The organism is Streptomyces albireticuli (genome assembly GCF_002192455.1).
Classification (GTDB): domain Bacteria; phylum Actinomycetota; class Actinomycetes; order Streptomycetales; family Streptomycetaceae; genus Streptomyces; species Streptomyces albireticuli_B.
Map to the genome: position 1 here is coordinate 7,925,809 of NZ_CP021744.1, position 26,181 is coordinate 7,951,989.

23 protein-coding genes are annotated in these 26,181 nt (G+C 74.0%); 9 read left to right on the top strand and 14 right to left on the bottom strand.

All coding sequences use genetic code 11. The features are described from left to right. Positions 1-286: 286 nt before the first annotated feature. Positions 287-1,189 carry a LysR family transcriptional regulator gene (locus SMD11_RS33710; protein WP_087930053.1) on the bottom strand — a complete coding sequence of 301 codons (903 nt, stop codon included), beginning with the start codon at positions 1,187-1,189 and terminating at the stop codon, positions 287-289. A 120-nt stretch (positions 1,190-1,309) separates the two neighbouring features. Between SMD11_RS33710 and SMD11_RS33715 the strand changes: the two genes are divergently transcribed. Beyond that, positions 1,310-2,218: an aldo/keto reductase gene (locus tag SMD11_RS33715; RefSeq protein WP_087930054.1), complete on the top strand. Its 909-nt coding sequence runs from the start codon at positions 1,310-1,312 to the stop codon at positions 2,216-2,218. Between the two features lie 59 nt (positions 2,219-2,277). Here the strand turns inward: SMD11_RS33715 and SMD11_RS33720 are convergent, their stop codons facing one another. After that, positions 2,278-3,399, bottom strand: a complete 1,122-nt coding sequence (locus tag SMD11_RS33720) for a hypothetical protein (protein WP_159395447.1) — start codon at positions 3,397-3,399, stop codon at positions 2,278-2,280. Positions 3,400-3,673: 274 nt separating this feature from the next. Here SMD11_RS33720 and SMD11_RS33725 point away from each other — a divergent pair, with 274 nt between their 5' ends. Continuing rightward, positions 3,674-4,147: a DUF6314 family protein gene (locus SMD11_RS33725; RefSeq protein ID WP_234366294.1), complete on the top strand. Its 474-nt coding sequence runs from the start codon at positions 3,674-3,676 to the stop codon at positions 4,145-4,147. 127 nt (positions 4,148-4,274) lie between these two features. Here the strand turns inward: SMD11_RS33725 and SMD11_RS33730 are convergent, their stop codons facing one another. From SMD11_RS33730 to SMD11_RS33740, 3 genes are read right to left on the bottom strand one after another with little or no spacing between them, the layout of a single operon-like run. After that, positions 4,275-5,912, bottom strand: a complete 1,638-nt coding sequence (locus SMD11_RS33730) for a hypothetical protein (RefSeq protein WP_087930056.1) — start codon at positions 5,910-5,912, stop codon at positions 4,275-4,277. Next, a complete protein-coding gene (locus SMD11_RS33735) occupies positions 5,887-6,648 on the bottom strand; it encodes a hypothetical protein (RefSeq protein WP_234366295.1) in 762 nt (253 codons plus the stop codon). Before SMD11_RS33735 ends, SMD11_RS33730 begins: the two co-directional genes overlap by 26 nt. Further along, positions 6,645-7,490 carry a hypothetical protein gene (locus tag SMD11_RS33740; RefSeq protein WP_087930057.1) on the bottom strand — a complete coding sequence of 282 codons (846 nt, stop codon included), beginning with the start codon at positions 7,488-7,490 and terminating at the stop codon, positions 6,645-6,647. The genes SMD11_RS33735 and SMD11_RS33740 overlap by 4 nt, the downstream gene beginning before the upstream one ends. 225 nt (positions 7,491-7,715) lie before the next feature. Between SMD11_RS33740 and SMD11_RS33745 the strand changes: the two genes are divergently transcribed. Then, positions 7,716-8,411, top strand: coding sequence for a 4Fe-4S single cluster domain-containing protein (locus SMD11_RS33745; protein WP_087930058.1), 696 nt, complete (start codon positions 7,716-7,718; stop codon positions 8,409-8,411). On the opposite strand, the gene SMD11_RS36700 is transcribed toward SMD11_RS33745, so the two are convergent. Beyond that, on the bottom strand, positions 8,386-9,048 hold the full coding sequence (locus tag SMD11_RS36700; protein ID WP_234366296.1) for a macro domain-containing protein: 663 nt from the start codon (positions 9,046-9,048) through the stop codon (positions 8,386-8,388). The genes SMD11_RS33745 and SMD11_RS36700 overlap by 26 nt on opposite strands. Before the next feature lie 20 nt (positions 9,049-9,068). Next, positions 9,069-9,596, bottom strand: coding sequence for a hypothetical protein (locus tag SMD11_RS36705; RefSeq protein WP_234366297.1), 528 nt, complete (start codon positions 9,594-9,596; stop codon positions 9,069-9,071). 221 nt (positions 9,597-9,817) lie between these two features. Here SMD11_RS36705 and SMD11_RS33755 point away from each other — a divergent pair, with 221 nt between their 5' ends. The 6 genes from SMD11_RS33755 to SMD11_RS33775 all read left to right on the top strand — a co-directional run bounded on the left by SMD11_RS33755 (position 9,818) and on the right by SMD11_RS33775 (position 17,698). Next, complete coding sequence (locus SMD11_RS33755; protein ID WP_087930059.1) at positions 9,818-12,211, top strand: protein kinase domain-containing protein; 2,394 nt, start codon at positions 9,818-9,820, stop codon at positions 12,209-12,211. Then, positions 12,208-13,962, top strand: a complete 1,755-nt coding sequence (locus tag SMD11_RS35665; RefSeq protein WP_159395448.1) for a hypothetical protein — start codon at positions 12,208-12,210, stop codon at positions 13,960-13,962. Before SMD11_RS33755 ends, SMD11_RS35665 begins: the two co-directional genes overlap by 4 nt. Then, complete coding sequence (locus SMD11_RS33760) at positions 13,959-16,004, top strand: AAA family ATPase (protein ID WP_234366298.1); 2,046 nt, start codon at positions 13,959-13,961, stop codon at positions 16,002-16,004. The genes SMD11_RS35665 and SMD11_RS33760 overlap by 4 nt, the downstream gene beginning before the upstream one ends. Next, positions 16,001-16,441, top strand: coding sequence for an FHA domain-containing protein (locus tag SMD11_RS33765; protein WP_087930060.1), 441 nt, complete (start codon positions 16,001-16,003; stop codon positions 16,439-16,441). The genes SMD11_RS33760 and SMD11_RS33765 overlap by 4 nt, the downstream gene beginning before the upstream one ends. 248 nt (positions 16,442-16,689) lie before the next feature. Beyond that, positions 16,690-17,136, top strand: a complete 447-nt coding sequence (locus SMD11_RS33770) for an RICIN domain-containing protein (RefSeq protein ID WP_159395449.1) — start codon at positions 16,690-16,692, stop codon at positions 17,134-17,136. 64 nt (positions 17,137-17,200) lie between these two features. Continuing rightward, complete coding sequence (locus SMD11_RS33775) at positions 17,201-17,698, top strand: hypothetical protein (protein ID WP_159395450.1); 498 nt, start codon at positions 17,201-17,203, stop codon at positions 17,696-17,698. Positions 17,699-17,724: 26 nt separating this feature from the next. Here SMD11_RS33775 and SMD11_RS33780 read toward each other — a convergent pair whose 3' ends face one another. The 7 genes from SMD11_RS33780 to SMD11_RS35110 form a co-directional block, all read right to left on the bottom strand. Continuing rightward, a complete protein-coding gene (locus SMD11_RS33780; RefSeq protein ID WP_087930063.1) occupies positions 17,725-18,384 on the bottom strand; it encodes an RES family NAD+ phosphorylase in 660 nt (219 codons plus the stop codon). Then, complete coding sequence (locus SMD11_RS33785) at positions 18,384-19,019, bottom strand: hypothetical protein (RefSeq protein WP_087930064.1); 636 nt, start codon at positions 19,017-19,019, stop codon at positions 18,384-18,386. The genes SMD11_RS33780 and SMD11_RS33785 overlap by 1 nt, the downstream gene beginning before the upstream one ends. Beyond that, positions 19,016-22,666 carry a CHAT domain-containing protein gene (locus SMD11_RS33790; protein ID WP_087930065.1) on the bottom strand — a complete coding sequence of 1,217 codons (3,651 nt, stop codon included), beginning with the start codon at positions 22,664-22,666 and terminating at the stop codon, positions 19,016-19,018. The genes SMD11_RS33785 and SMD11_RS33790 overlap by 4 nt, the downstream gene beginning before the upstream one ends. Before the next feature lie 241 nt (positions 22,667-22,907). Continuing rightward, positions 22,908-23,231: a TfoX/Sxy family protein gene (locus SMD11_RS33795; protein ID WP_087930066.1), complete on the bottom strand. Its 324-nt coding sequence runs from the start codon at positions 23,229-23,231 to the stop codon at positions 22,908-22,910. A gap of 44 nt (positions 23,232-23,275) precedes the next feature. Next, positions 23,276-23,806 (bottom strand): VOC family protein, encoded by a 531-nt coding sequence (locus SMD11_RS33800; protein WP_199844013.1) that lies wholly within the window; start codon positions 23,804-23,806, stop codon positions 23,276-23,278. 234 nt (positions 23,807-24,040) lie between these two features. Further along, the gene (locus SMD11_RS33805) at positions 24,041-25,942 is read right to left on the bottom strand and encodes an asparagine synthase-related protein (protein ID WP_087930067.1); all 1,902 of its coding nucleotides are present in this window, start codon (positions 25,940-25,942) and stop codon (positions 24,041-24,043) included. Positions 25,943-25,960: 18 nt separating this feature from the next. Further along, entirely contained in the window at positions 25,961-26,098 is a 138-nt protein-coding gene (locus SMD11_RS35110; protein ID WP_107421993.1) for a lasso RiPP family leader peptide-containing protein, read from the bottom strand. Positions 26,099-26,181: the final 83 nt, after the last annotated feature.

A 26,181-nucleotide genomic window follows, 5' to 3' on the forward strand; every position in this document is an offset into this window, starting at 1 on the left:
CAATGGTCGAATCAGCGTATAAAGGGCGCCTCTGTGGGAGGCGGTCCAGGCCCCGCAACGGGCACCTCGGCGGCGCAAGGGGGCGAGCCCCGCAGGGCGGCGGGGCTGATCGATGTCCGCGGACGTCGCGATATCGCCCCCGGCCGGTTGGGGCGGCTGGGGCCAAGGGGGCCGGTCGTGCTTCCTGACCGTCGGCGCACACGGTTCCCGGCCCTCGTCGTCGGCGCGGCGAGGCAGGCGGTGCCGGCGGTCTTCGTCGCGGCGGTTCCGCGCGGGGCCGGCGCGGCTACGACACCGACCCGACCAGGGCGGTCAACAACGCCTCGACGTGCGGCCGGGGCCGGTCGCGACGCCGGGCGGCGGTGGCCACACCGATGTAGCGCGCGGGGCACGGAGGGTCGATGGGGATCACGGCCACACCGCTGACCGACGGGTCCAGGGCGATCCGCGGGACGAGGGAGACACCTACGCCCGCGGCCACCAGGGTCTGCGCGAAGAAGAAGTCGGTCGTGGCGGCCGCGACACGCAACTCGGAGCCCGCGAGTTCGGCGTAGCGGTGCATGAAGGCCTGGGCCTTCATGCACCCCATCACCCAGCGCTCCCGCACGAGTTCGGACAGGTCCAGGCTCACCCGGCCGGCGAGAGGGTGACCCACCGGCAGCACGGCCGACATCGGGTCGTCCATCAGCGGCGTCCAGTCCAGCCCGGAACGGTCACCGGGCCGGACCGGCAGCGGTCCGTCGAAGTGATAGGCGAGCGCGAGGTCGGCCCGCCCCTCGCGCACCAACGGCAGGCTGTGCTCCGGCTCCTTCTGGAGCACGGTCAGTTCCACCTCGGGGTGCTCGGCCACGAACCGGGTCAGCACCGGCGGCAGCAGCCGGTGGCCACCGCTGGTGAACGTGGCCACGGTCAGCTTCGTACGCCCCGCCGCCAGCCGGTCGATCTGCTCGCGAGCATGGGACAGCTCGGCCGAGATCGCCTCGGCGGCCTCGACGAGGAGCCGTCCCGGCTCGGTCAGGGAGACGCCCCGCGTGCTGCGTTCGACGACCTGGGTGCCGAGCGTCCGTTCCAGTGCGGCGATCTGCTGGGAGACGGCTGACGGTGTGAGCAGCAGGGCGGCCGCGGCCTTGTTGAAGCTGCCGCTCCGGGCGACCTCGCGGAGCGTACGGAGCCGCTGGACGTCGATCATCAGCTGTCCTTCATACGGGTTAAGCACGTCACTACTTCTGCTGATGATCGCATTCCGGCAGGCTCGTGCACACAGCGAGGCGAACGCCCCGCGCCCCCCTTGCAGAGAGAGGTTTCCGCCATGCGCGCACGCCGCCTGGGTGAGGTCCACGTCAGCGCGATCGGCCTCGGCGCCATGCCGCTGTCCGTCGAAGGCCGGCCCGACGAGGACGCGGCCGTCGCCACGATCCACGCCGCCCTCGACGCCGGGGTCACCCTCATCGACACCGCCGACTCCTACCACTGGCACGCGGGTGAGACCGGCCACAACGAGTCCCTCGTCGCACGCGCCCTGGCCCGCTACGGCGGCGACACCGCAGCGGTCCTGGTCGCCACCAAGGGCGGGCGCGGCAGGCCTGGAGACGGTTCATGGACCGTGACGGGCACGCCCGAACACCTCAAGAACGCCTGCGACGCGTCACGCCGGCGCCTCGGCGCCGACACGCTCGGCCTCTACCAGCTCCACAAGCCCGACCCGCGGGTCCCGTGGGCCGAGTCCGTCGGTGCCCTCGCGGAACTCCTCGACGCGGGAAAGATCCGCGCGGCCGGCGTCTCCAACGTCGACGCCGATCAGATCCGCGAGGCCCATGCCGTCCTCGGCGGCCGCCTGGCATCCGTACAGAACCGCTTCTCCCCGGCGGTCCGCGACAGCGCCCCCGAGCTGCGGCTGTGCGAGGAACTCGGGGTGGCGTTCCTGCCGTGGAGCCCCCTCGGAGGCATCTCCAGAAGCGTTCTGGAGATGCCCGTGGCGGACGACTGCGGTACCGGGCACGGGACGTACGAGCCGTTCCACGAGGTCGCCCGCGATCACGGCGTGAGCCCCCAACAGGTCTGTCTCGCCTGGCTGCTGGCCCTTTCCCCGGCCGTCGTCCCCATACCGGGAGCGCGCCGCACGGCGTCGATCCGCGACTCCGCGGCCGCCGCGGATCTCGTCCTCAGCGCCGCGGAGGTCGCCCGGCTGACGTCATCGACGTCGCTGGACAAGCCGTGAGGAGGGGGCGCACAGCCGCCCCTTCCCCGAGAGACGTGAACCTTCCGAGAGCGCGGCTGTCAGTGCCGGGCGCCGATCAGCTGGGCCACCCCGGCACTCGTCAGTTCGGTGGCGAGCACGCTGTTCTCCAGCGGCAGCAGGCGGTGTGCCTTGCACAGCTGTGTCGGCAGCGCCGCGTACTCCTCGCCGGTGACGCGTGCCCAGGACGGGTCGAACCGCACCCGGATGATGAGGTCGCGGGCCTGCTCGGAGACGATCGTCGACGCCAGGAGCCACAGTCCGGGCTCCCGGGCCGTGCCCGGAGGGTCGAAGGCCAGGTGCAACAGCGACGCCGACCGGCCCAACGGGTCGGCCAGCCGGTGCCAGACGATCCGTCCGTCCGCGTCGATCCGGCCGAAGACGCCGGTTCCCGCCTTCGCGGTGCCGAGGAGCACCACCCAGATGCCGCCGGGGCCGTTGATCAGGCCGACCGGGGTGCTGCCCTGCTCCACCGGGACGGGGATCTGGGAGGTGCGTCCGGTGCGCGGGTCGATGCGCAGCAGTGAGCTCGCGCCGTCCTGACTGACGTAGAAGTCGCCACTGCCCGGGTGCCGTGCGGCGAAGATGGGGTGGGGCTTGGCATCGAAGAGGCGGTGACGGCCGGGACGCGTGTGGTCCAGGGCCAGGACCTGGTCGCTTCCCTTCAGGGTCACCCACAGGGTGTCGCCGTACTCGCTGACGTAGTGCGGCCCCCGGCCGCCGTCCGGAACGGCGATCTCACGTTCGACGCGCGGGGCCGCGTCGAGGGAATCGGCCCGGGGATCCACCAGAAGCAGCCGGTCGGCTCCCTCGTGCGTGGCCCAGATCCGTCCGGGATGGCGCGAGGACACCGCCAGCCCGTGCAGCATCGCGTCGGAGGAGCCGAGCGGGAACGCCTTGACGGCCGTCACCTGCTCGGTGCGGGGGTCCAGCTGGAGCTTCACCAGCCGGCTGTTGGACATCTGGGACACGAGAACCATCGGGTGACCCGGCGTTTTGATGATCTCGTGGGTCTCCTCGGCGGGCGGCAGCTCGTACTCCACCACCGTCCGCCGGGAAGCCCCCGCCGGTGGAGCGGCGGCGTCTCTGTACCGCGACCCCGCTGTCGCGGTGCCCGGCGTTCCGAGCAGCGTTCCGGCTGCCGCGAGGCTGCCCAGGGACATCAGTCGGCGGTGAAAGGCGCGGCGATCCACGGTGCTCTCCTGACGGACGCGACTCTTGGGTGACGCGTCCATGCAAGCGGTGCCACCGGATCATCAGACAGCGGATCCGGTGGATTCGCCCATGTGGGTGAGGCGGAAATCGCCGCCGGACCGCGCCCGCCGGCCTTCGCCCCTCGCTCACCTGGCACGATGGCGTAAGAGGCGGGTGGTGTAATAGGGGATGCAGTTTTCTGTTCCCGACCGCTCTTCCGCCCAGGCTCCGGCCCCGGTGCCGGTGAGTGAGGCAGGTCTGTATCCGGTGCCCGACGCGGCGGGCTATCTGACCGGGGAGTGGACCGTCGAACGCGTCCTGTCCGACCTGGCGGCGGACCGCGAGGGAGCGTTCCACGGTACGGCGGTGTTCCGGGCGGCGGACGACGGCCGGCTGACGCACACCGAGGCCGGCGAGCTGCGCTGGGAGGGTTCGACGAGCCCGGCGGGGCGCACGCTGGTGTGGGTACCGGCCTCCGACGGCACCTGTGAGGTCCTGTTCTCCGACGGCCGGTTCTTCCACGACCTGGACCTGCGTACGGGGCACTGGACGGTCTCCCACCCGTGTGCGGCGGACAGCTATGAAGGGCGGTTCGACGTCGTCTCCCGTGACGAGTGGCGGGTGTGCTGGCGTACCACCGGCCCGGCCAAGGACCACGTGCAGCGTTCGGTCTACCGGCGCCTGCCCGTCCCTGGGACGGCGGCCAGGCCCGTCTGAGAAAGCGGGATCCTCGTCGGCCAGGAGACGCGGTCGCCGCGTCCGCACCGGGGACGGCCCGGCTTGCCGAGGGGCCGTTCCGGAGTGATACGGAACGGCCCCTCGGCCGCTTTCGGCGACGGTCGGCTCAGGGCGCGGCGGACGGGAGGGGGAGCAGTGGCCAGGTGTTGGAGAGGCGCATGGCGGACTCCGTGACCGCAGGGTCGGCCGACTTCTCGGCCACTTTCTGGAGGAACGCGTGCGCCGCGGCCTCGTACAGCTCCGTCGTCGACCGCAGCCGCGCCGCGGTCGCCTCCCGGCGCAGCTCGGCGCGCTCGGCGGACGTCGACTCCAGCGCCCGGGCCCGTTCGGCGGAGGCGACGGCGGCCTCCCGGGCCCGCTCCAGACGGGCGCGCAGTTCCAGGTGGGAGCGGTAGGAGTCGAGGTAAGGGTGTTCCCGCAGCAGCCCGAGCAGCAGGCCGATCCCGCCGGACAGCAGGAGCAGGGCGACGAACATCCAGGTCACGGTGGTCGGTTCGAGATGCAGGCTGTCCACCAGCGTCGGAGTAGGCCGGAGATCCTCCATTCCGGCGACGCCTTCGAGGTCCTTGGGGAGCGGCTGCGGATCGCGGTGCCGGAAGACCAGCTTGGCGCGCAGGTGGCCGAGGGCCCAGGTGGCGAACCCCCACACCGCGATCAGCGCCACCGCGGGCAGCCTCATGCCCTTCGCCGAGGCGGTGGCGCCCCGGCTGCGCAGGGCGCGGCCGGCGAGATGGGGGATGGTCACCATGACGACGGCCGCCGAGATGGCGAGCATGCCCGACAGGGCGTCCGACTCGGTGCTGCCGGAGCCGTGGAAGGGCTGGAAGGCGATCCAGTAGATCGGCACCTCCACGGCCGCGATGACCAGCAGCAGGCTCCACACCATCCACCGGGGCAGCCCGGGCCGTACGGGCAGGCCCTCCCACTGGGCGGCGTCGGCCTGCCGGTGCAGGTCGGTGTAAGGGTCCGCCGGGCGGTGGCCGGCCGGGTCCCGGCGGGCGCCGGGGCCTGCCGTGGCGTCGGCCGCGGGACTCGGATCCAGGGTCTGCCAGTCCTCGTCGTCCGGGCCCTTGGGCGGTGCCGGGCCCGTCCCGTCGTCGTCCGCGTCGTCGCTCCCGGGACCGGTGCCGGTGCCCGGCGTACGGCCGTCCCTCCGGCCGTCTCCCTCCGTGTCCTCGTCGAGGTCCAGGTCGCCGAACCGGGCGCGCAGCCAGCGTTCCTCCAGCCGCTCCCGGACGCCGTCCCGGAACCGCTCCCAGCGCACGGCCCGGGCCGCGAGCCGGTCCAGCTGCGCCCGGTTGGTGTCCAGCCAGCGCAGGTTCTCGGCCAGCCGCTCCTCCAGCCGGCGGACCTCGGCCTCGGCTCCGGCGGCGGCCGAGAGGGTGTTCGCCTCCCGGGCGCGCTCGCGGGCCTCCTCGTCCGCGTGCTCCTCGGCCAGCCGGGTGCGCACGAGGTCGCGTACGGAGGCCAGCTGGGCGAAGTAGGGGACGCGGTCCCCGCTGCCCAGGACCCAGGGATCCAGGGCGCCGGCCTCGGCCATCCTGGTGCCGCGGCGGCGGGCGGCACGGAACAGGCGCAGCTGGTCCGGCCTCTCCGGGACGAGGGGAACGCGCTGCGGCCCGGTCGGGTAGGGAGCGCGGCGGGTGTCGCCCGCCGTGGTGCCGGGTCCGCGCCGGAACGGGCGGGCGAACCGTGCCCGGCGGGGCGTGGGCCCGGGGTCAGCGCCGGTAGTCGTCGTGGACACGGGCCTTGGCCCTCCCCTCCATGATCTCCGTCCAGAAGGCGTCGAACGGCTCGTACTCGCTGGGCTTCGCCTCGCGGCTCATGCCGTAGCCGACCGGGTAGACGTCCATGCCGGAGAGCTTCGGCACCCCTCGGGGGCCGACCAGTTCCTCGACGGCGTCCTTGCGCGCCTCGGGGGTGGCGATGGATTCCGGGGTCAGGGAGAACTCGGGGTCGGCCTGTTCGAAGTCGCTGACCACGAGCAGGGCCGCGCGGCCGCCCCCGGAGGGCATCGCCTCGGCGGCCCGCGCGAGTCCGCCGAGGATGTCGGAGCCGCTCTCGGTCTCCTGCGCGCATTTCAGCATGGTGCGGGCTCCCGCCACGGCCCGGACCATCGCCTCCTGGCGGACGGCCGCCACGTCGTCGGTGCTCTTGGCGGGCGGGTCGAGGTCCACGTCGTTGACCTGGCACCGGGAGGCCTTGGACGAGCGGGTGATGGGTGCGAAGGCCATCGTGGCGCAGCCCTGCTTCTTCATGAACGGCACGATCGTCGCGTCGAGTTTGGCCTTCGCGTCGAACCCGTCCTTGGCGGAACCGGAACCCGAACCGTCCAGGACGACCGCGCAGGGGGCATCGAGGGATTCGGGTTTCTCGGTGGAACAGCCGGCCGCGGCGAGCAGCAGGGCGGCCAGCGGCAGGGCGGCGACCGTCCGCGCCGGGCGCCGGGCGCGGAGCGGGTGCGTGTGAGGGGGCGTCAACGGGCTCTCCTCCCTTGGCCGGCGGTGGATCGCGGCCGGTCTCCGGCCGGGACGCCCGGCCCGCCCCGCCGGGGCTGCGTGTCGAGGATCTCCAGCGCCCGGGCCACGGCGGGCGTGCGCGCGTGCACCGACGGGGCCTGCGCCGGGGTGCCCCCGGTGAGCAGCCACGCGTCGACGTCGTCCCAGGTGGCGTCGAGCGTGACGCGGCCGGGGAGCCAGTGCGCGGGGCGGGCGGTGAACGGTGGGTAGGACGGCGCGTCCGGCTCCGCCCAGGCAGGCTCGCCGGTCGCCTCCGGTGTCCGTGCCCCCGGTGGGTGCCGCCGGCGCTGTCGTGCGCGGCGCGGTTCCGTCGCGCGCCGGCGCTCCTCGGCCCGGGCGGCCTGGACGGTCAGCCACACCGCGTCCCAGTAGCAGGTCAGCCGCTGGTTGGCCTCGTGGGTGAGGGACACGGCCCGGGCGCGGCACACTTCGGCGTCGGCCCGCCAGGCCCCGACCATCTCGCCGTAGCGGGCGAGCGCGGCCGGTGAGGGCTCGGCCCGTACGTCGTACTGGGTCACCACGCGCACCGACTCCGCCTGGATCCTGATGATCGCCCGCCGCTCGTTCCGTAGCAGGCGGGAGCGTAACTGGCCGACCGCGCGCAGGGTGCCCGCCCGGGCCTCCATCACGAACGGGGTCACGATCTCCGGGAGGTCCCGGAGCGGGCCGGGTTCCGGCAGCGCCGGCAGCAGAGGGCGCAGACCGGGCGCGTCGAGCCGGCCGCGCCGCCGGGCCCGGAAGGCGGTCACCTGCCCGAGCCGGGCCCGGCGCGCGGGGCCTCTGATCTGGTCCGTGGTGATCATGATGAAGGATTCCCCCTTCTCCGCTGCCCTCGCTCCAGATGGAGGAGGGTATCCGAAGGAAAGCAGAAAGGGACCCGTAATTCGACGGTTTTCCGGTTCCGGACATCCTCCCGCCGAAGTCGCCCGGCTGCCGCCCGGAAAACAACCGGCTTATTTTCCGGAAGCGTTTGCGGTGAGCGGGTAATTCCGTTGATACTCGATTCCCGTCCACCGGGGGAGGGTGCGATGCGCATCAAAATCAACGGGACGCATTTCCCGCTGGAGACGCTCGGCCCGGGCCGGCGTCTCGGCGTGTGGTTCCAGGGCTGCCCGCTGGCCTGCGCGGGATGCATGTCGCGGCACACCTGGGCGGCGGAGGGCGGCCGGGAGTCATCGGTGCGCGAACTGCTGGACCTGTGGCGCGAAGCGCTGGACAGGGGCGCTGACGGACTGACCGTCAGCGGCGGGGAACCCCTCGAACAGGCACCGGCCCTGGCCGGGTTCCTGGCCGGGGCGGCCCTGCTGCGCAGCGTGGCGGAGCGCGCCGGGGGAGCGCGACGGGGTCCGCGGGCCGACTTCCTCGTCTACACCGGCTACGAACAGGACGAGTGGGATCCGCCCAGGCTGCGGGCCCTGCGGCACGCGGACGCGGTGGTCGCGGGGCGGTTCCGGATCGCCGAGCCGACGGCGTTGGTCTGGCGCGGTTCGGCGAACCAGCGGCTGCTGCCGCGGACCGCGCTGGGCCGGGCCCGCTACGCACCCCATCTGCGCCGGCGGGTGACGGGCCCGGCCGTCCAGGTGGTGGTGGAGGCGGGGCGGGAGCCCGGCGAGGCTCCGGCCGCCCACCTCATGGGTGTGCCGGCCAGAGGGGAACTCACTTTCTACGAAAGGTGGTTGGGAGAGCGTGGGCTGCGACTCAGGGAGCGGAGCTGGCGTCCGTGAGGAGCCGGGCCAGCTCGGGTTGGCGGGCCACGAAGTGCACCGTCCAGCCGGGGTGCCGGCTCAGCTCCTCCTGGACTGCCCAGCGGAGCCAGCGGGCGGCTTTCACGGGGGTGAGGCCGCCCTGCCCGGCGCCGAGCAGAGGGAAGCAGATCGAAGCCAGGGGCGGGTCGTACGCGTCGCGTTCGGCGTTCGCCCTGGCGAAGACGGCCGAGACGGCATCGGCCAGTGTCTGCGGGTCGACGCGGTAGCGGATGCCGTCGCCGAGTGGCCGCACGACGGCCGCGTGGTAGATGCGGCGCACCCCGCGCTCCGCGAGGGCGCCGGCGGAGGTGGGAACGACGATCCCGGGCCGCACGGGCAGGCCGGTGCGGCCGTGGGCGCGCATCCAGTCGGCGAGCTCCCGGGTGAGTACGTCGTCGGTGATCTCACCGCCCGCGTTGCGTATCGCGGCGGCCCGGCGCAGCGCGCCCGAGACGGTCGGGCGGAACGTCTTGGACATCTCCATGTGGGTGTTCTCCGAGGACACCAGGATGTCGATGTCCCGCAGCAGTTCCACGGAGGACACGTGCACGGTGATGCGGCGCAGTGCGGCCGGGGGCGGTGTCGGCCCGGCCGCGCGGGCGGGGGGATCGGGCACCGGCTCCGGGGGCTCGGGTGTCACCGGGCCGGCCTGGGCCTCGCGGGCCAGGGCGAGGACGGCGCCCGCGAGTTCGGCGATGACCTCCTGCTCCTGGCCCCGGCGGAAGCGTTCGGGGTGACGCCGTACACGGCGGCCGCGGCCTTGCGGCGGTCGGGGGCCGAGGCGCCGCGCCGGCCGGGGAGGAGCCCGAAGGTGTGCGCGGCGGCCCGGCCCAGCGGATCGGCCCGCCGGTCGTCGGCCTCCTCGGCCGGCGGGCCGGGGGGCCCGTGGGAGGGCGAGGGGCCGGGTGCGGCGGCGAGCCGTCGCACGGCGGCCCGGAGCAGTGCCTCGATGCCGGCGGCGTCGTCCGCGTGGCCGAGCGCGTACCCGGCCGCGGCGGCGGCCTGCCCCAGGGCCTCGGGCCGGACGCGTCTGAGGCCGGCGAGGCCGGGGCGGCGCACGGCGCGCAGTTCCTCGGTCAGGCGGTCGTGGGAGGGCAGTTCGGCACCGGCCGGGACCGCGGGGGATCGCGGGTCCGGCGCCGACGCGGGAGTCTCCGGGCTCATGGCCGACACGATAATCCCGGTGACCGGATCCGGCGGCCGCTCTGCGGAGGAACAGTTGGGAATGATCAGTTCCCATTATCTGCCGCCGGGCGCGCGAAAGGGATATCCGGACCAAGTCTCTCCGGGATGGATGTCGTAAATACTCCGGGAAATGCCGTGCATCTGCGCATTTCCCCTATCGGTGGAACACCCGGCGGGAGAACCGGCGGAAGGCGGAAACCATGACGACGCTGCCGCCCACGGAAGTGGACCCCGACGGATTCGGCGCGGACCGCGACCCCGGACCCGAGGAGACCCGCCGCGGACTCGACCGCGTACCCGCCTCGCTGAGCCGGCGACTGGACCTCACCGAGGTCCTCAGCGACGTCCGGCGCCCGTCCCAGGCAGTCGTCCTGCGGGTCAAGGACCGCGAGGCCCGCCACCGGGACGCCGCGGTCCCGCTGGTCCTCAAGTGGTACCACCGCGCCTTCGCGCCCGACCCGGAAGCACGCCGGGTACTGACCGGCGATCTCGGCGGCCACCTCGTACGCGTCCTGGAGCACGGGATCGCCGACGGCCACCCCTACGAACTGCTCCCCTCCTACGGCGAGACCACACTGGCCCACTACCACGCCCGCCACCCCGGAGCCCTGCCCGCGCCCATGGTCCGCACGGTGGTCGCCCACCTGCACGAGGCGCTCGCCGCCGCCCACGCCCACGAGGTCGTCCACCGGGACGTCACCCCCGACAACATCGTGGTGCGCACCCAGAACGAGGACCGCCTCGACCTGGTCCTCATCGACTTCGGCGCGGCCGTGCACACCGGCCGGGACGAGGAATCCCCGCGCCGCCGCGACTGGAAGGGCAAACCCCTCTACCTCGCCCCCGAGGCGAGCACACACCGCCAGACCGTCACCCCGGCCGTCGACTGGTGGTCCGTCGGCATGGTCGTGGCCGAACTCGCCGGCGGGCGCCACCCCGTCGACTTCCGCGGCGACGAGGAGGTGCTCGCGGAGATCGCCACCCACGACCCCGAACTCCCCCTCGTGACCGACCCACGCCTGCTGATGCTCTGCCACGGCCTGCTGACCCGGGCCCCCGAACACCGCTGGGGCGCCGAGCAGGTGGGCCGATGGCTCGCCGGCCACTCCCCGGCCGTCGCCCCGCGCACCAGCGGCGCCGCGCCCGGCGACCTGCCGCCGCGCTCCGCCGCCGAACCCTTCGCCTTCCTGGGCCGCGCCGTCACCAGCACCGAGGAACTGGCCCACCAGTTCGACCTCCAGTGGCGGGCCGCCGACGACCTGCTGGACAGCCGCCGCGGCCGCGAACGGCTGGTGGCCTGGCTCGGACAGTTCGCCGGCGCGCCCGGCCGGTCCCCGGAGGACACCGAGGAACTGGAGGCGCTGCGCACCCTGCTCGACCGCCCCCCGGACCCCCCGACCACGCTGCGCCTGCTCAACTGGATGGGGCCGCGGCTGCCCGCCTCCTGGCACGGGGTCCCGCTGGACACCCTGGGCATCGCGGAACTGGAGCAGGGCGCGGTACAGGGCGACGACCGCAGCCGGGAACTGGTGGCGCACCTGGTCCGCCACGAGCTGCTGCCCCTGCTGAGCGCCCGGCCCGGCGGCGAGGGCCTCGACGAGGTACAACGCCGCTGGCAGGGCTACCGGGAGAACTGGCGGCAGGCCACCGCGGACCTCTTCGTACGCGGCGGCCCGCGCGAGCGGAGGTCCGCCGACCGGCTGCTCCACCGCGGCGACCTGGATGCCCGGCTGCTGCGCCTCGCCCGCGAACCGGAGGGCACGAGCGCCCGGTTGCTGCGCCGCACGGCCTGGGACCGCGGCCGCGGGGACACCCCGCCGCACTGGTACCGCGCGCTGCGCGCCGACCGCGACAATCCGCTGCGGCTGCTGGCGGCGTCCCTGCTGACCGGGCTCGCCCGGCTGGAGGCCGAGCAGCAGCAGGCGGAGCTGCGCGACCGTGAGGTGGACCGGCTCTTCGCCCAGGAGACCGACGCCCGCTTCGAGGTCCTGCGGCGCCTGGACCGGCCGCCCGCGCTGGGCTGGGCCCTGCTCGGGGCGACCGTGGCCACCGCGCCGTGGACGTTCGTCATCGGCCTGGCCGACCTCCTCGGCCGTGCCGACCAGCGGGAGGTCGTCCTCGCCTGGATGCTCGCGCTGCCCGCCGCGGCGGCCGTCTTCGCGCTGGAGCTGTGGATCGCCGTCTACATCGGCCCGCACACCTACCATCCCGCGCGGTCCCTGGCCGGTCTGGTGATCCGCACCGGTGAACGGCCCGCCCGGGCCGCCCGCTCCCGCGGCCGGCTCAGCACGGCGGCGGCCGCCGCGGTACTGGCCGCCGGGGGGATCCTGGCCGTCTGGGCCGTGGCCCGGGCCCCCTGGGTCTGGCCGGCCGGAACCGTCGCCGCCCTCACCGTGTGGACCGTGCGGCGGTGGTGGGCGTGGCGGCGGCACACCCGCGACGCCCGGCTGGACCGGGCGGCCCACCGGGCGGGCCGGGGCGCGGCACCCGGCCCGGCCCGGCCGCACCGATCGACCGGCCCGGCCCGGCCGGGCGGTCCGCACCGACGGCCCGGCGCACCGCGTCCGGCCGCACCCACCCGGAGGAACGGATGAGCTACGGCCTGTTCTACCCCTCGATCATCGACATCCTGCCGACGGTCGCCTACTCGTCCCCCACCTCGACCACCCTCCCCGGTTTCACGGACGTCTCGGCGGCGGACGGGACCGTCCAGCAGACGGCGGGATTCCTGACCGACGGCTCGCTGCCGGACGGCAGCTTCGTCGACAGCACTCTCATGGACGGTGCGCGCACCGTCGGATCGCTCTCCGACGGTGTCCAGGAGAGCGCCTCGCATGCCCTCGACGCCGCCGGCCACGCCCTCCAGGAACTCCTGGAGCCGGCCGCCGTCGCACTCGGCGCGCTCAGCGGGGCACTGCTCGTGGGCCGGGCGGCACTGGTCACCACCCAGGTGCTGGCCGCGGCGGCCGTCCGGGCCGCCGAGGAGCAGACCTGCCTGGAACGCGGCCAGCGGGTCGCCGCGGCCGTCACCGCCCAGTGGGAGGCGGCCGCCTTCGCGGCCGTACGGGCCAACGCCCGCCGCGCCGCGCTGCTGGCCCGCGTGCGCCGCACGGCCTTCCGGACCCGGCCGGACACACCCCCGCCACCGTTGCCCGACCTGCCGCCACCACTCACCTGCACCGGTACCCCGTTGGGTGCCCTGCGCGGGGAACTCGCCTCGATGGAAGCGGCGTTGCGGAACGCGGAAGCGGCCCACGCGCGCTGGACGATGGAGCAGGCACTGCACACCACCGATGCCCCGGAGGACGAGGACTGGCGCCGGCGCATGCTCTCCCGCCGCGAGGCCGCCGTCCGGGACCGGCAGGCGGAGCCGGCCGAGGCCGCACCCGCCGCGCTGCCCCAGCCGCCCGCGGCCGAGCGGCTCGGCCGGCGGGAGGCGGAGGAATCGGGCGCCGGACTGCTGGCCCTGCTGGAGCCGGGCGCCGACACCAAGGACGCGGAACTGGCCGTGGCGGCCGTACGGCACGCCGTCACGTGCGCCGAGGAGCGGCCGGCCAAGGCCCGCATCCACCTCCGGGAGGCGCGCCGCTTCGTCGCCGACGCCAACCGGGCGGTACGGGCCCGGCTCGCGGCACAGGAGAAGGCCGCCACCCAGCTCGACTTCCTCCTCACCGAGGCGCCGCCCGGCGAGCCGCCGCTGGCCCCGGCCGCCGAGGAGACCGCCCTGCTGCGCAAGGCGCTGGAGGAGGGGTGCTCGCTGAACGCCGACGAGCAGCGCGCGGTGGACCGGCGGGTGGAGGAACGGCTCTCGGACCTGGAGTGCCGCTACACCCGCGAACTGATCGGACTGGCCGTCACCCAGCTCGCCGGCGGGACCAAGGACGTCTCACCGGCCGGTACGGAGGAGGCGGCCCGCGGCGGCTCCGGCGGCGCGGACGGAGCACGGCGCTTCGACCTGACACCGGCAGGCTGGTGGCCCGGACACTGGCTGCGGATCACCGTGCGCGACGGCACGACCGAACTGGTCACCATGTACGAGGAGCGCCCCGGCCCGCGCGGCCCGGCGGACCTGGCCCTCGACGCCCGGCGCTGCCGCGAGGCACGCGGGCACCTGGAGGAACTGCGGGAGGCCGGACGCCGGTGGGGACTCGAACTGCCGGTGTCCTTCACGGAGAGCGGTGCGGCCGTCCCCGGGGTGCGGGGCGCGGACGGTGCGGTCGTCCTGGACGCCGCCGCCTCGGGAACGGAGCGGCGGCGGGCGGCCGGCCCAGGGAGCGCGGCCCACCGGACCGGGCGTGCCAAGGCACGACGGGTGGACGACGACCGGAGGAGCACGGGCCGATGAGCACCTACGACCGCATGGTCAAGTCCCCCGCGGCGGCCGAGGCCCCGCCCCCGGAAGCCGCGGCGGAACGACGCGTACCGCTGTTCATCGAGGAGCTGACCGGAACGCTCAGCGTCCACGCGCAGTACGTCCTGTACGGCAACATCCGCGACCTGCACCTGGTGCGGCACCGCGGCGGCGACCGCCACCACGCGCTCGTCGAGGTGCTGTGGAACTCCCTGCGCGGGCAGGGCTACCAGGCACTCGTCCAGTACGACCAGATCTCGGGGTTCTGCGTCGTCGCCGGACCGGACCGGGACCTCGTCGAGCACCTGCTGACGGAGAGCGGGCCGGCCACGCTCCCACGGGCCGGACGCGGACACCGGCCGCCCCAGCTCCTGGAAGCCGCACCGCAACTGCGGGAGATCGTGACGGGCTGGGCCGAGCGGCGCAAGGCGCCCGCGAACGGCGGGCGCGAGCTGGAGCCGCTGCGGGTCGCCCTGCTCATCGACCACGCCGCGCGGCTGACGGCCGACCCGGGCCGGCTCACCGAGGCCGAGCGGGACTTCTTCGTCGCCTGCCTCAAGCTGGCCGACTCGGCCCCGCTCGTCGAGCCGGGCCCGGCCGCCGTGCTGCGGTCCGCGGACCGCACCGCCCCGGCGCTCTTCAACCCCGTCATCTGGCTCACGGACAGTGAACGGGACCTGCCGAACTGGCTGGTCTCCGGAAGCGAGCGGATCCGTGCGATCGCCGTTCCCGAGCCGGACGCCGACGAGCGGCGCCGGATGGCACGGCTGCTGGAGCGCGAGCACGCCGACGCGACCGTTCACGCGGGCCGGGCCGGGGCCGATCCCGGGGAGCCGGCCGCCCGGCGGGGGGAGAGCGGCCACGCGGACGCCTTCGCACGGGCCGCGGCGGGGATGACCCTGCGGGCGATGCGCGAGAGCGTCAACCTGGCGCTGGCTCGCCGCATGCCCTTCACCGCGATGCCCGACGCCGTGCGTGTCTACCGGCTCGGGGTGGAGAAGAACCCGTGGCGGCGCGAGGAGATCCGGCAGCGGATCAGCGAGGGGGAGCGGCGGATCCCCGCCCGTGTCCTCGGCCAGGAAGCGGCCGTCTCGATGACGCTCGCCATCCTCAAACGGGCGGCGCTGGGTCTGTCCGGAGCCCAGGCCGGCAGCCCCGGCCACCGGCCCCGCGGCACCCTCTTCTTCGCCGGCCCGACCGGCACGGGCAAGACCGAGCTGGCCAAGGCGGTCGCCTCGGTGCTCTTCGACAGCGACCAGGCCTACCTGCGCTTCGACATGAGCGAGTTCTCCGCCGCTCACTCCGCCGACCGGCTCGTCGGCGCGCCACCGGGCTACGTCGGCTTCGAGGCCGGCGGCGAACTGACCACGGCGGTGCGGGCCGACCCGTTCAGGGTGATCCTCTTCGACGAGATCGACAAGGCGGACAAGGGTGTCCTGGACAAGTTCCTCCAGGTGCTGGAGGACGGACGCCTCACCGACGGCCAAGGGGTCACGACGTACTTCAGCGAGTGCGTACTGATCTTCACGTCGAACCTCGGGGTCCAGCGCACGGACCCGGTGACCGAGGAACGGCAGTGGATCGTCGAGCCCGGAACCCCCTACCGGGATCTGGCGCGGAGGGTGAAGAACAACGTCAAGCACCACTTCGAGGCGGTCGTGGGCCGGCCCGAGCTGATGAACCGCATCGGCGGCAACGTCGTGGTCTTCGGTTTCATCACCGAGGAGACGGCCGGCCGGATCCTCGACCTCCAGATCGGCAACATCCGGCGCCAGCTGGCCGCCGAGCACCGCCTCCACCTGGAGCTGGCGGCCGAGGCCCGCGCCCAGCTGGCGGAGTACTGCACCCGGGACCTGTGGAACGGCGGCCGGGGCATCGGGATGGTGCTGGAGACGCACCTGCTCAACCCGCTGGCCTGCGAGCTGTTCGACCGGCCCGCGGTCGGCACGGGGGCGACCGTGCTGGTGCGCGCGGTCCGCGAGACCGAGGACGGACAGGTGGAGATCGAGATCGAGACGCTGCCGGGAGAGGGATGAGTGCGCCCGGACTCGACGACTGGGAGGAGGTGCCGCCGGTCTCCTCCGCGCTGCCGCCCCGGCTCGACCCGGTGCCCGTCCCACCGGACCGTCCCGTCGGCCCGGCCGTGCTGCGCTTCCTGGAGGTCGGGCTCACCCTGACCGTCGCGCCCGGCGCGCGGGTCGGTCTGGGCCGCGACCCGGACTGGGCGCCGCGCACCGCCGTCGCGCTCGCCGGGCACCTCACGGTCTCGGCACGGCACGCGGGCGTGACCGTCGCGGCGGACGGTTCCGCGACCGTCACCGAGGAACCGCCGGGCGCCGTCAACGGCACCCGGCTGAACCGGACCGACCTGGTGGCCGGTGTGCCGTACCCGCTGACCGACGGGGACCGGCTGCGGCTGGGCCCCCGGATCAGCTGCGTGGTCCGGCTGGGCCGTCCGCCCGCACCGGCCTGAGCGGGGGGCGGGGGCGGTGCGAGGGTTTGGCCGGACACCGCCTAGGAGGCGCCCGCGGGCGCGATTAGCGTGTGATCGTGTTCCGGGTCACAGGTGACTCTTCGCTTCTGCGGCGCCGCAGGAGAGATCTCCGCAGTACCGTCGGGAGGAAGACCGTGATCAAGCACCGCTTGGCAATAGCCGCGACAGCCGCCGCGTTCGCGTTGACCCCTGCCGTACCCGCAGCGGCCCAGAACCATCACCCCAGCGTGGCCTCGGCCTCGGCCAACAGCGTCCACTACCTCCAGAACTACCTGTCCGGCAGATGCGTAGATGTCAACGGTTACAGCGCCGACAACTACGCGGTAGTGCTCAACTGGGACTGCAACGGCGGAACCAACCAGCGGTGGGAGTTCCGGCCGACAGGTGACGGCACGCACTTCTACCTGGTGGTGGCGCACAGCGGTAAGTGCCTCACGGTCAACGCCGCCGACGGGGGCACCGGGCAAAGGGTGGTCCAGTTCCAGTGCGTAGGCGCGGACACCCAGATGTGGCGGCCGGTGTACCAGGGGAACGACACCTATCAATTGATCGAGAAGCGAAGCGGGAAATGCTTCAGCCTCGACACCCGCGGGGGACTGGGGAACGGTGCGGGCTACCTCAGCTGGCCGTGCGAGGGCGGCCCCAACCAGCTCTGGAAGCTCCTGAACGTGTGAGGTTCCAGGGTCAGGGACTGTCCGGTGGGAACCGTGTTGATGCCGCTTGGGTCATACTTTCTTGATGTCCAGAGCAGCAGAGACGTCAACGCCCGCCCCTCGCCCGAAGCGCCGTAAGGCGCTGTGGCTCGTCGCCTTGGCCGCGGCCGCGGCCCTGGGCGGTCTGACGTACGCCTTCACCGGGTCCGAGGACACCGTTGACGAAGGTTTTCAAGAACGCCCGCTGGCCTGCTCGGAGGCCATGTACGCCATGGGCTGGGTACTTCCCGACCACGCGAGCGACCAACGGTGCACCGAGCTCAGCGGCGGCCTCGCGGGCCACACCGAGTCGGGCACCTTCCGCATGTCGCGCGCCGATGCCCGCCCCTGGCTCGCTTCGCTTTCCGGCGAGCGGATACAGCCGGACGGGGCGGAAACCGACAGCGTGGTGGAACGGAAGGAAGGGCTCGCCCTCGGCATCCTCAGGCCGCCGGGCAGACTTCAGGCGGACGAGGTGAGGGTGAAAGTCCGCTGGGAGAGCGAGGACTCCGCGGTCGTCACCTTCGAGACGTTCGACCACTGAGGACTGTCCGGTGTCCACCTGACGCGTCAGCCCTCGGGGACCGAGATCCGCGCGCGCAGCGGCTCCAGCATCGCGTTCACCTCCCGCACGTCGTCCTCGGCGTCCAGGCGCAGGGTCACGCCGGGTTCGGCGCGGAGCGGGCCGTGGCCGCAGCGGTCGCCGAACAGCTGGAGGGCGGTGCGGGGGCGGCAGCGCTTGGACTGCCACAGCAGGCCGTCCGCCCCCGCGCAGTGCTCCCGGATCAGGCGTGCCCAGTAGCGGGTCTTGTCGTAGTCCTCCTCCTCGCAGTCCACGAGCCAGGCGTCCTGCCAGACCGCGGCCAGGCCCTCGGCCGTGGTGAGGTCGACCAGGGACAGCTCCGCGGTCGTCCGCAGCACCGACAGGCGGTACCGGGAGGCCTGCGCCCAGGGCACCAGCCGGGTGCCCGTGGCGTCGTCGAAGTCGACGGAACGCAGGAGGACCTCGGACAGCGCCGTCACCGGGTCCAGGGCGGCGTACAGGTAGGGGTACGGGTCCTTCTCGGTGGCGTCGAAACGGCTGCCGCGGAAGAACTCGTGGGCGAGCCTCGGGTTGAACTCGGCCGCCTCGTAGTCGTCCAGGTGCAGCCGCCACAGGCGGGTACCGGCCGGCAGCGGGTGCGTCAGCGGTTCCATCGGGATTCCGGTGGGCGGGATCTGGCGGGCCATCAGTCGCCCTCCACCAGTTCGCGCGCGGCCCGGGCCAGCTCCTCGTCGGGTACGGACCCGAGGAGGTCGGCCGGTACGCCGCCCAGCCAGCGGTTGCCGCCCAGCCACCAGTCGGCCGCGCCCCAGGGGTCCCGGTCGGCCATGAGCAGCCGGTTGATCCGGCTGACGACGGCCAGGGGGCGGGTGGTGCCCGCCGCGAACTGGAACCGCGGGTAGCGGTCCCCGAGTGCCGGGTGGCGCAGGCGGATCAGCCCGGGCTCGCCGGGGGCGGCCGCGACGTCGGCGGCGGGCAGGGCGGGCGCGGCCAGCAGCCGGGCGTGGACCGGGTCGGGCTCCGGCGGACCGTGCAGCGTCGCCAGCAGGGCCAGCACCGGTGCGCGGTCCACCTCCAGGGCGTCCGGGGCGCCGGCGAAGCGGACGCCGTCCCGCAGGGCCCGGGTCACCGGGTGCTCGTCGGGCAGGGCACGCAGCAGCCGCCGCAGACGGCGCAGCGTCGCCCGCACGGCCTGGGAGTCCGCGGCGCTCGCCAGGTTCTGAAGGAGCCCGGCCAGTTCCTCCTGTTCGTCAGGGGCGAGCGCCGCGAGGGTCTGCGGCCAGTGGTCGCCGAGCAGGGCGACCAGGTCGTCGGGGGTCATGCGGCCGGCTCTCCTTCCCCGTGGTGTGGCTGCGGGCGGTGCGGAAGCCGGTGCGGCCCGTCGGTGCGCGGGGCCGGTGCGGGGTTGCCTTGGTGGATGAAGGCGCCCCAGAAGGCGGGTCCGGACAGCTCCGGGCGGGCGGCGGTCCGCCGCAGGTGCGGTGTCAGGCCCGGCACCGGGGGCCGGGCCCCGGCGGGCGCCAGCATCCAGCGCTGGGCCGCCCGCAGGGCGTCGGGCGGGGCCAGCCCGGCGGCCACGTGGTGGTGGAAGACGGTCATCAGGACGGCCGAGGCTTCGTCGCTGACCTTCCAGCGCGAGCCGACGGCGTCGGCCGCCAGCCCGTGCACGAACGCGGTGGTGACGGTCAGCGCCTCGTCGTGGTCGCGGGTGCTCAGGTCGGTCTCGCAGGCACTGAGAACGACCAGTGGCCGTCCGGCGTCGGCCGGGGCCGTCGGGGCGTCGAGCAGCTCCGTCACCGACAGCCGGCCGGCCTCGGGGCCGGCGCCGGCGGGCCGGGCCAGTTCGAGCACCGAGGAGCCCGGGTCCGCGCCGGCCGTGCCGTGGCAGACGAGGTGGACGACGGCGACCGGCCGCGCCGCGGGCGTCTCCGCGCCCAGCAGCCCCAGCACCTCGGCCGGCGTGCCGTCGGGCGGTGGCGGTTCGAAGTCGCGGGTATCGAACTCGCCGTACAGGGCCGCCCGCGGGTAGTACGCGTCGTGCACCGCGAGCACCTCGTCCTCGGCCATGTCGAGACCGGCCGGCACACAGACCAGCGCCTGTCCCCGGGCGAGCGGCAGCCTCCGGGTGCGCGCCGCCCGCAGGAACTCCCGCCCGGAGGCCGCGTACGTCATGACGACCGCCTCGCAGGCGCGTACGGTCGCGGGCGCACCGGCCTCGCGCCACCGCTCCGGGACGGTGAGCCGGGCGGCCTGCCAGGGCACCACGCCCAGGTTCCCGCAGGCGACGAGGGCCAGCCGGACCGGTGCGGCCGGTGACGCGGGCGCCGGCCCGGTGAGCAGGCCGGCCTCGTGAAGCCCCCGCTCCCACAGGCCGAGTCCGTCCAGGACCGGCCCCATCACCCCGGTACCGGCCCAGTCGCACAGGACGTCCAGCGCGGCCTCCCAGCGCTCCGCCCCGCCGGGGGCGGAGAACCGGACGCCGGTGGCCTCCAGATAGGCGGCGACCGGGGCGCGGCCCCGCGCGGACAGGGCCGGCAGCGGCAGGACACGTGGCGGCCGGTCCGGCACCAGGAGCAGCGCCCAGCCCTCCTCGTCCTTCTCACCGGGCAGCAGGTAGACGAGCGCGTCCGCGCCGGACCGGGCGAGCGCGTCCCGCAGATCGGTGACCTCGGGCACCTGTCCGTCCTGCCCTTCGTCTTGTCCGCGCAGGAGTTCCAGTGCCCGGCGGCGCAGCCCACTGGGCAGTTCGGGTCCGTCGAGCGGCCCGTCGAGCAGGGCCGTCAGCAACGTGGACGGTTCCGCGCCGGGGGCCGTGCCTCCCGCGCCGGGCCGGGCGTTCCGCCACTGCCGGGCCAGCTCCTCCTCACCGAGCGCGGCGAGCCGTTCCGGCACGGTGGCCGAGACGGCCGCGGCCGCGAGCACGAGGGCGCGGCCGGCCTCCAGACAGGCCACCGCCTGGTCCGGGCGGTCAGCCCGAGCGGCCCAGGAAGCGGCGGTCAGCCCGCGTGCGGCGCCGCCGCGGGCGACTTCCAGCCCGTGCTGGACACCCTGTTGGAGCAGGACGTCGGCGGCGGTCGCGCGCAGCGAGTCGCGGGCGTCGGCGACGGCCCGCGCCAGATCGGGCCCGGCGCCGCCGCCGGCCCGCGTGGCGTAGCCCTCGGCCAGCTCCCAGTACAGCGCGGAGGCGACCTGAGCGGTGCCGGAGGACAGCTCGCCCCGGGCGCGTTCCAGCTCGGCGAGGGCCTCGTCCAGCAGGGCCGGCTCCGGCTCGGCCCGGTACCGGAGGGTGAGCGCCATGGCGATGCCCATCCGGGTGCGGATCCGCTGGTCGGCGACGACGGGCGTGTGCCGGAGGGACTCGCGGGCGCGCTCCACCGCCGCGGCGACCCGCTGGGGTTCCGGATCGAGGAAGGAAGTGAGGGCCATCAGCGGCGCCCACAGGGCGTCCATGAGCCGCCGCGCGAACGGCTGGGACTGCGCGGCCGTGTACGCCTGGTCCAGGTGGTGGCTCCCGCTGCGCAGGGCGTCGGCGTCGGAAGTGGCCTTCGCGAGGGCCAGATGGGCGTACCCCAGGAGGAAGAGCGGCATGAACCGCTGCGCGCCCGCCGCCTCGGGGCTCTCGGCCTGCCCGCCGGTCGCGTCGGGCCCGTCCGGGGCGTCGAGTTCGTCCAGCAGGTCGAGCGCCTCCCCGATCAGGTCCTCAAGGGCCGGTACGTCCTCGGCGTCGGCGGCCTGTGACAGCTTCGTCATCAGCAGCATCTGCCGATTCGACCGAAGTACGTCCAGGGTCCCGGGCCGGCCTTGCGGCTGCTGCGCGACCAGCGGTCCGACGCCGGGCGCGAGCGACTGCTGGAGCAACTGCTCGGCCACGGCGGAGTCCAGTCTGCTGCCGCCGGTCAGCGCGGATCCGGCGAGAACCCCGGGCAGCACCCCGCGCACGAGCCAGGCGAAATCCTCGTCCTGCCCCTGCTCCTCGGAGGCTCTGCGCAGCAGGCGCAGGGCCTCCTCGTACTGACCGGCGTCGCCGGTACGGGCACCCAGGAGCGCGCGGGCCATGGCGAGCACGCTGTCGGACACCTGGAGGCCCGTCTTCGGCGCGGGCTCCTCGGCCTCCCGGAGCAGGCCGGAGATCTGGTCCGCCGAGAGCGAGCCCGGCTGGGCGATCTCGGCCATCAGGCCGAGCAGCGGCCGCAGTTCCTGCTGCTCGTCCTGGGTGGGGGGCCGCAGGCCGGCGGAGGGCAGTTCCTCCGCCGAAGCGGGCATCATGCGCATCAGCGGCTGGACCAACTGTGCCATCGGCCCCAGCAGACCCTGGTCCAGGGTGTTCATCCGGCCCACCAGGCGCAGCATCGCCGGGCCGTCCCCGGCGGCGAGTGCCGCGTGGAACTCCGTCTGGAAGGCGAGGATCTCCGCCATGCCCTGCGGCAGTCCCTCGCGCTTGCTCGCGGCGAGTTCGTGGGCGAGCTGTTCGAACTCGGGCAGGGCCTCCATGAACCCGGGTCCGTCCAGTCGCTCGGGCACCGAGACGTCCAGGAGGTTCTGCACCGCCTCAAGGCTCAGCGGGCGACGCGCGCCGAACCGGCCCGCGAGCAGGACGAGCAGGTCCCGTGCCGCGTCCGTGCGCATCTCGGTGCCGAGCCGGTCACCTTCCCGCGCCTGCCGGAGCAGGGCGATGGCCTCCTTACGGTCCGCCTCCTCGCGCGTCTCGGTCCAGCGGGCGCCGATCAGCGCGCCCAGCCGTGCGAGGACCGCCGGGAGCACCGCGTCGCCGGGCAGCCGGTCGGTCAGCTCCGGCAGCAACTGCCGGATCTCCTCGATGAGCGCGTCCCGTTCGGCGGCGGGCGGTCCCTGCGCGGGCTCCTCCGGCGCCGGTAACGCGCGGGCGCCCGTGGATCGCCGCACGAGGTCCCGGGCACGGTCCGCGAGTTCGCCGACGGGCTGCCCCGCTGTTTCGTCCTGTATCCCCAACACCCCTCCCCGGCAGGCGGATCCGGACCATCATGGCCCGTTCGACCGGTGTGTGGGGAGTGGTCGGGCGGGTCCGCGGAACCCGGCCGGTAATCGACCGGGGAGCGCCCCGTGCTGCGGCATGGTCGGCGGTCCGCCCGGCGCCGCGCGATGACTTGGCGGGCTCGCCTCGGCCGGGACAGCCGGCCCGGCCGTTCTCCCGGGTGATGCCGGTGTGACTCCGGACCCGGCCGGTGGTGGCTCACTTGGGCGGGAGCTCGGCGGTGACGTCCATGGCCCAGGTCAGCCAGTCGTCCAGGATGTCGTCGTCGAGGGTTTCCTCCGCCAGCAGGACCCAGCCCTTCTGTTCCTTGCCCCGGATGACCAGGGGCGCGGCGCCGGGGCGGGCCAGGGCTTCGGCGGTTCCATCCTCGCCGACGCGCACCATGAGGCCCTCGTCGTACAGATTGGCCAGGGCGTTTCCCTGGAGGAGGAAGGTCAGGCCGCTGAACATCTTCTTCGCGACCACCCCCTCGGGCTCCAGCCGCTCCTTGATGCGTTCGGCGAGTACTTCGTCGTAAGCCATGGCTCCACCTTGTTGCCGGACGGCCCGGAAGGGCCCGGTTGTGGTCATCGTTTCCGCCGGCCGTCGGTGCGGCCACCCGTCGGGCGCCCGGGAGGACGAGGGAACCCTTCCGGCGGCCGGAGCGACGGGCTGCCGTGCCGGCCGCGGTCAGGGTTCCAGCCGGTCGCTTCCTGGCCCTGGTGGTGGGGCTGGAGGATCTCGTGGACGGTTCCGGCGTCGTCGCGCAGAGTCGCGGAGATCCCCCACGGCCTGGGCTGCGGCTCCTGGAGGAAGGTCACGCCCCGCGCGGACAGGTCGGCGAAGGCCGCGTGACAGTCGGCGACGGTGAACGTGCAGCCGACCAGGACACCCTTCTCGATCAGCGCGGTGAGCTGCTGGGCGGAGGCGGGGTCCATCATCGGCGGCCCCGGGACCATCAGGGAGACCTGCACCTCCGGCTGGGCCTTGGCACCCACGGCGACCCAGCGCATGCCCTCACCCAACGGCGCGTCCGCGCGCACCTCCAGGCCGAACTTGTCGGTGAAGAACGCCAAGGCCGAGTCCTGGTCCAGGACCCAGACCACGGCCCTGTTCACTCCAGTAATCATGATCTTTCCCATCTGCGGCGGAACATCGGACGCTTTCGACCGTAGAGGCCCTTCGCGGAGTGAAATCGAGGGGACCCCACGGTCGCTCACATGCGGGCGTCCGGCCACGGCCGCCTCGCTCCCACCTCGGCCGGCCACGGAGCGGGCCGGGACCGTACTCCTGGCACCATGCCGTTCTCCGGGCGCGTCGCGCAGACGTCCGTCACTGTGTGAGGCCGAGGCTCACGGTGCCCCTAGGGTGGTCGCGGGGCTCGGTGGGCGGACGTTTCCGGCACGGGTACGCAGCCAGATCTCGCTGCCCAGGCTGGGGCCGAGGGAACGCAGTGCGTCCGGTGTGGGGTGGACCCCGAGCAGGCTGGTGCGGACGGCCGCCGCGTCGATCAGGCCGGCGCGGGCGAGGTGCGAGTCGTCGAACAGCTCCACCAGCGCGGCCCGGTTGTGGCGCAGGCTGTGGTGGAAGTCGACGCTGTACTCGCCTTTGGTGCGCCGGCGCAGGACGGAGCCGGGGACGATTCCGTCCATCGCGGCGGCGAGTACCGGTTTGTACCGGCCGGGTGCGCTGCGCTCGGACACACGGATGGCGAGCGCCGCGTCGAGCACCTGGTCGTCGAGGTAGGGCGCGGCGTACGCCAGTCCCTCGCGGGAGAAGACGTGGTCCAGCTGGCGGACGCCGCGCCCACCGTTCCGTACGCAGGCGAGCGCCGTGTGCTGTCCCCGCCGGGGTGCGAGGGCCTCGGCGGTCCCGGCGGCCTCGTGGAGCAGGCTCTGCACGGCGCGCACCGCGTCAGGAGTTGCCCACGAGGGCATGCGCAGGTCCACGCCCCACGCCGTCGAGGGGGCGCGGTGGCTCGGCGTGGTGGGCGGCGGCTCCGGCTCGGTGAGGCTGTCCGCCCAGGCCGCCACCCACTGGGCGAAGGTCCGGCGGTCGGCCAGCCGGCGCAGCAGCGGCCACAAGGGCCAGTGCTGGGAGTCGCGGTGTGCGCGGAGGCGGGCGAACGCCGCCAGCGGATGGCTTCGGACGTAGTCGTGCAGGTGCGGGGGAAGCGCGGAGAACAATTCGTCGCCGCCTCCGCCCGTCATGTGCAGGCGTGACCCGCGGGCGGTCATCAGGCGGGCGGCCGTCGTGATTCTGGCGCTGTCGCGTACCCAGGGACCCGGTTCGTCGGTAGGGACCGTGCTGCCGGTCATATCCGTCAAACCGCTGTACCACAGGGGCCATTCATGGGGGGACGGTGTCACATGCCCGACGCCGGGGAGCATGGCGGTTGCGTGTGCCGCCCAGGCGTCGTCGTCGTTGTCGGGGTCGAGGCTCCGCCAGCGCAGGGTCACCAGCCGGGCCTTCTCCGGCCGACTCCGGTCCTGTTCGTGGGCGGTCAGAAAGCACAGGCTGGTGGAATCCATGCCTCCTGAGAGGTCCGAGCTCACCGTGCCGCCGCCGGCCGTGCAAGCACGCACCGCGGTGGTCAGCGCCTCGCGCACCGCGGGCACCCCTTGCGCCAGGGTGAGTTCCGCCTCCGGAGGCGTCCACCACCGCCGCGGACGCGCCCGGCCGTCCGCCTCGATCAGCAGGCAGTCACGGAGGCGCAGGCCCTGCACACCCCGCCACACGCACCGCTCGTCCAAGGGATACGGAAGAGGCGAGGCCAGCAGGTGCAGAGCCAGGATCCCCTCGTCCACGCCGGGCCCGGCCCCCGTGGCGGACGCGGCCGCCGCGGCGAGTCTGTCAGCTCTGTCGGCGGCCACCACCGCCCCGCCCACGCGTGCGTGGAAGAGCCGCCGCACCCCGGACGCGCTGCCCCGGGCCCGGACCCGGCCGTCCACCGAGGCCAGAAGATGAAAGCTGCCCGTCAGATCTCGGGCCGCCCGCTCCACGTCCGCGAGATCACGGACCCGGCCGGCCCGCGCGGACAGCTCACCGGCGGTGACCGGGCAGCGCCCGATCACCGCCAGCCGCCGCGCCCCGGCCGCGCCCACCGTCACATGGCCGTCCGGCCAGCTGCCCAGCACCCACGGCCGGCCGGAGTGGTGAGCGACGGCCTCGGTCGCCCAGGGACTCAGCAGCCGCGCGGCGGCCGAGCCCGAATCACCGTCCGGAAGGACCACGAACCACACGTCACCAGCCATGGATCGACGGCCTCGGTCTCAGCTGGGCCCCAGGTACCACTCATAGGGAGGAAATCCGCCCTCGTACTGCGACCCGAGGGCCTCGCCGCGCGTGAGATCGGCGAAGTCACCGACCTCCACCATCACCGGCGGTTCGTACAACTCCTGCTGATCCATGGAGCACCCCCTGATGTCCGTGCACAGTGCAGATCCGCACCTAGCCCGGAAATGCCCGAAGCATCCCGGACCACACCGGGGAG

Excerpts from the sequence above, each read along its gene's own strand:
- SMD11_RS33710 (WP_087930053.1), bottom strand. The coding sequence starts at position 1,189 with ATGATCGACGTCCAGCGGCTCCGTACGCTCCGCGAGGTCGCCCGGAGC.
- SMD11_RS33715 (WP_087930054.1), top strand. The coding sequence starts at position 1,310 with ATGCGCGCACGCCGCCTGGGTGAGGTCCACGTCAGCGCGATCGGCCTC.
- SMD11_RS33720 (WP_159395447.1), bottom strand. The coding sequence starts at position 3,399 with ATGTCCCTGGGCAGCCTCGCGGCAGCCGGAACGCTGCTCGGAACGCCG.
- SMD11_RS33740 (WP_087930057.1), bottom strand. The coding sequence starts at position 7,490 with ATGATCACCACGGACCAGATCAGAGGCCCCGCGCGCCGGGCCCGGCTC.
- SMD11_RS33745 (WP_087930058.1), top strand. The coding sequence starts at position 7,716 with ATGCGCATCAAAATCAACGGGACGCATTTCCCGCTGGAGACGCTCGGC.
- SMD11_RS36705 (WP_234366297.1), bottom strand. The coding sequence starts at position 9,596 with ATGAGCCCGGAGACTCCCGCGTCGGCGCCGGACCCGCGATCCCCCGCG.
- SMD11_RS33755 (WP_087930059.1), top strand. The coding sequence starts at position 9,818 with ATGACGACGCTGCCGCCCACGGAAGTGGACCCCGACGGATTCGGCGCG.
- SMD11_RS35665 (WP_159395448.1), top strand. The coding sequence starts at position 12,208 with ATGAGCTACGGCCTGTTCTACCCCTCGATCATCGACATCCTGCCGACG.
- SMD11_RS33760 (WP_234366298.1), top strand. The coding sequence starts at position 13,959 with ATGAGCACCTACGACCGCATGGTCAAGTCCCCCGCGGCGGCCGAGGCC.
- SMD11_RS33765 (WP_087930060.1), top strand. The coding sequence starts at position 16,001 with ATGAGTGCGCCCGGACTCGACGACTGGGAGGAGGTGCCGCCGGTCTCC.
- SMD11_RS33775 (WP_159395450.1), top strand. The coding sequence starts at position 17,201 with ATGTCCAGAGCAGCAGAGACGTCAACGCCCGCCCCTCGCCCGAAGCGC.
- SMD11_RS33780 (WP_087930063.1), bottom strand. The coding sequence starts at position 18,384 with ATGGCCCGCCAGATCCCGCCCACCGGAATCCCGATGGAACCGCTGACG.
- SMD11_RS33785 (WP_087930064.1), bottom strand. The coding sequence starts at position 19,019 with ATGACCCCCGACGACCTGGTCGCCCTGCTCGGCGACCACTGGCCGCAG.
- SMD11_RS33795 (WP_087930066.1), bottom strand. The coding sequence starts at position 23,231 with ATGGCTTACGACGAAGTACTCGCCGAACGCATCAAGGAGCGGCTGGAG.
- SMD11_RS33805 (WP_087930067.1), bottom strand. The coding sequence starts at position 25,942 with ATGGCTGGTGACGTGTGGTTCGTGGTCCTTCCGGACGGTGATTCGGGC.
- SMD11_RS35110 (WP_107421993.1), bottom strand. The coding sequence starts at position 26,098 with ATGGATCAGCAGGAGTTGTACGAACCGCCGGTGATGGTGGAGGTCGGT.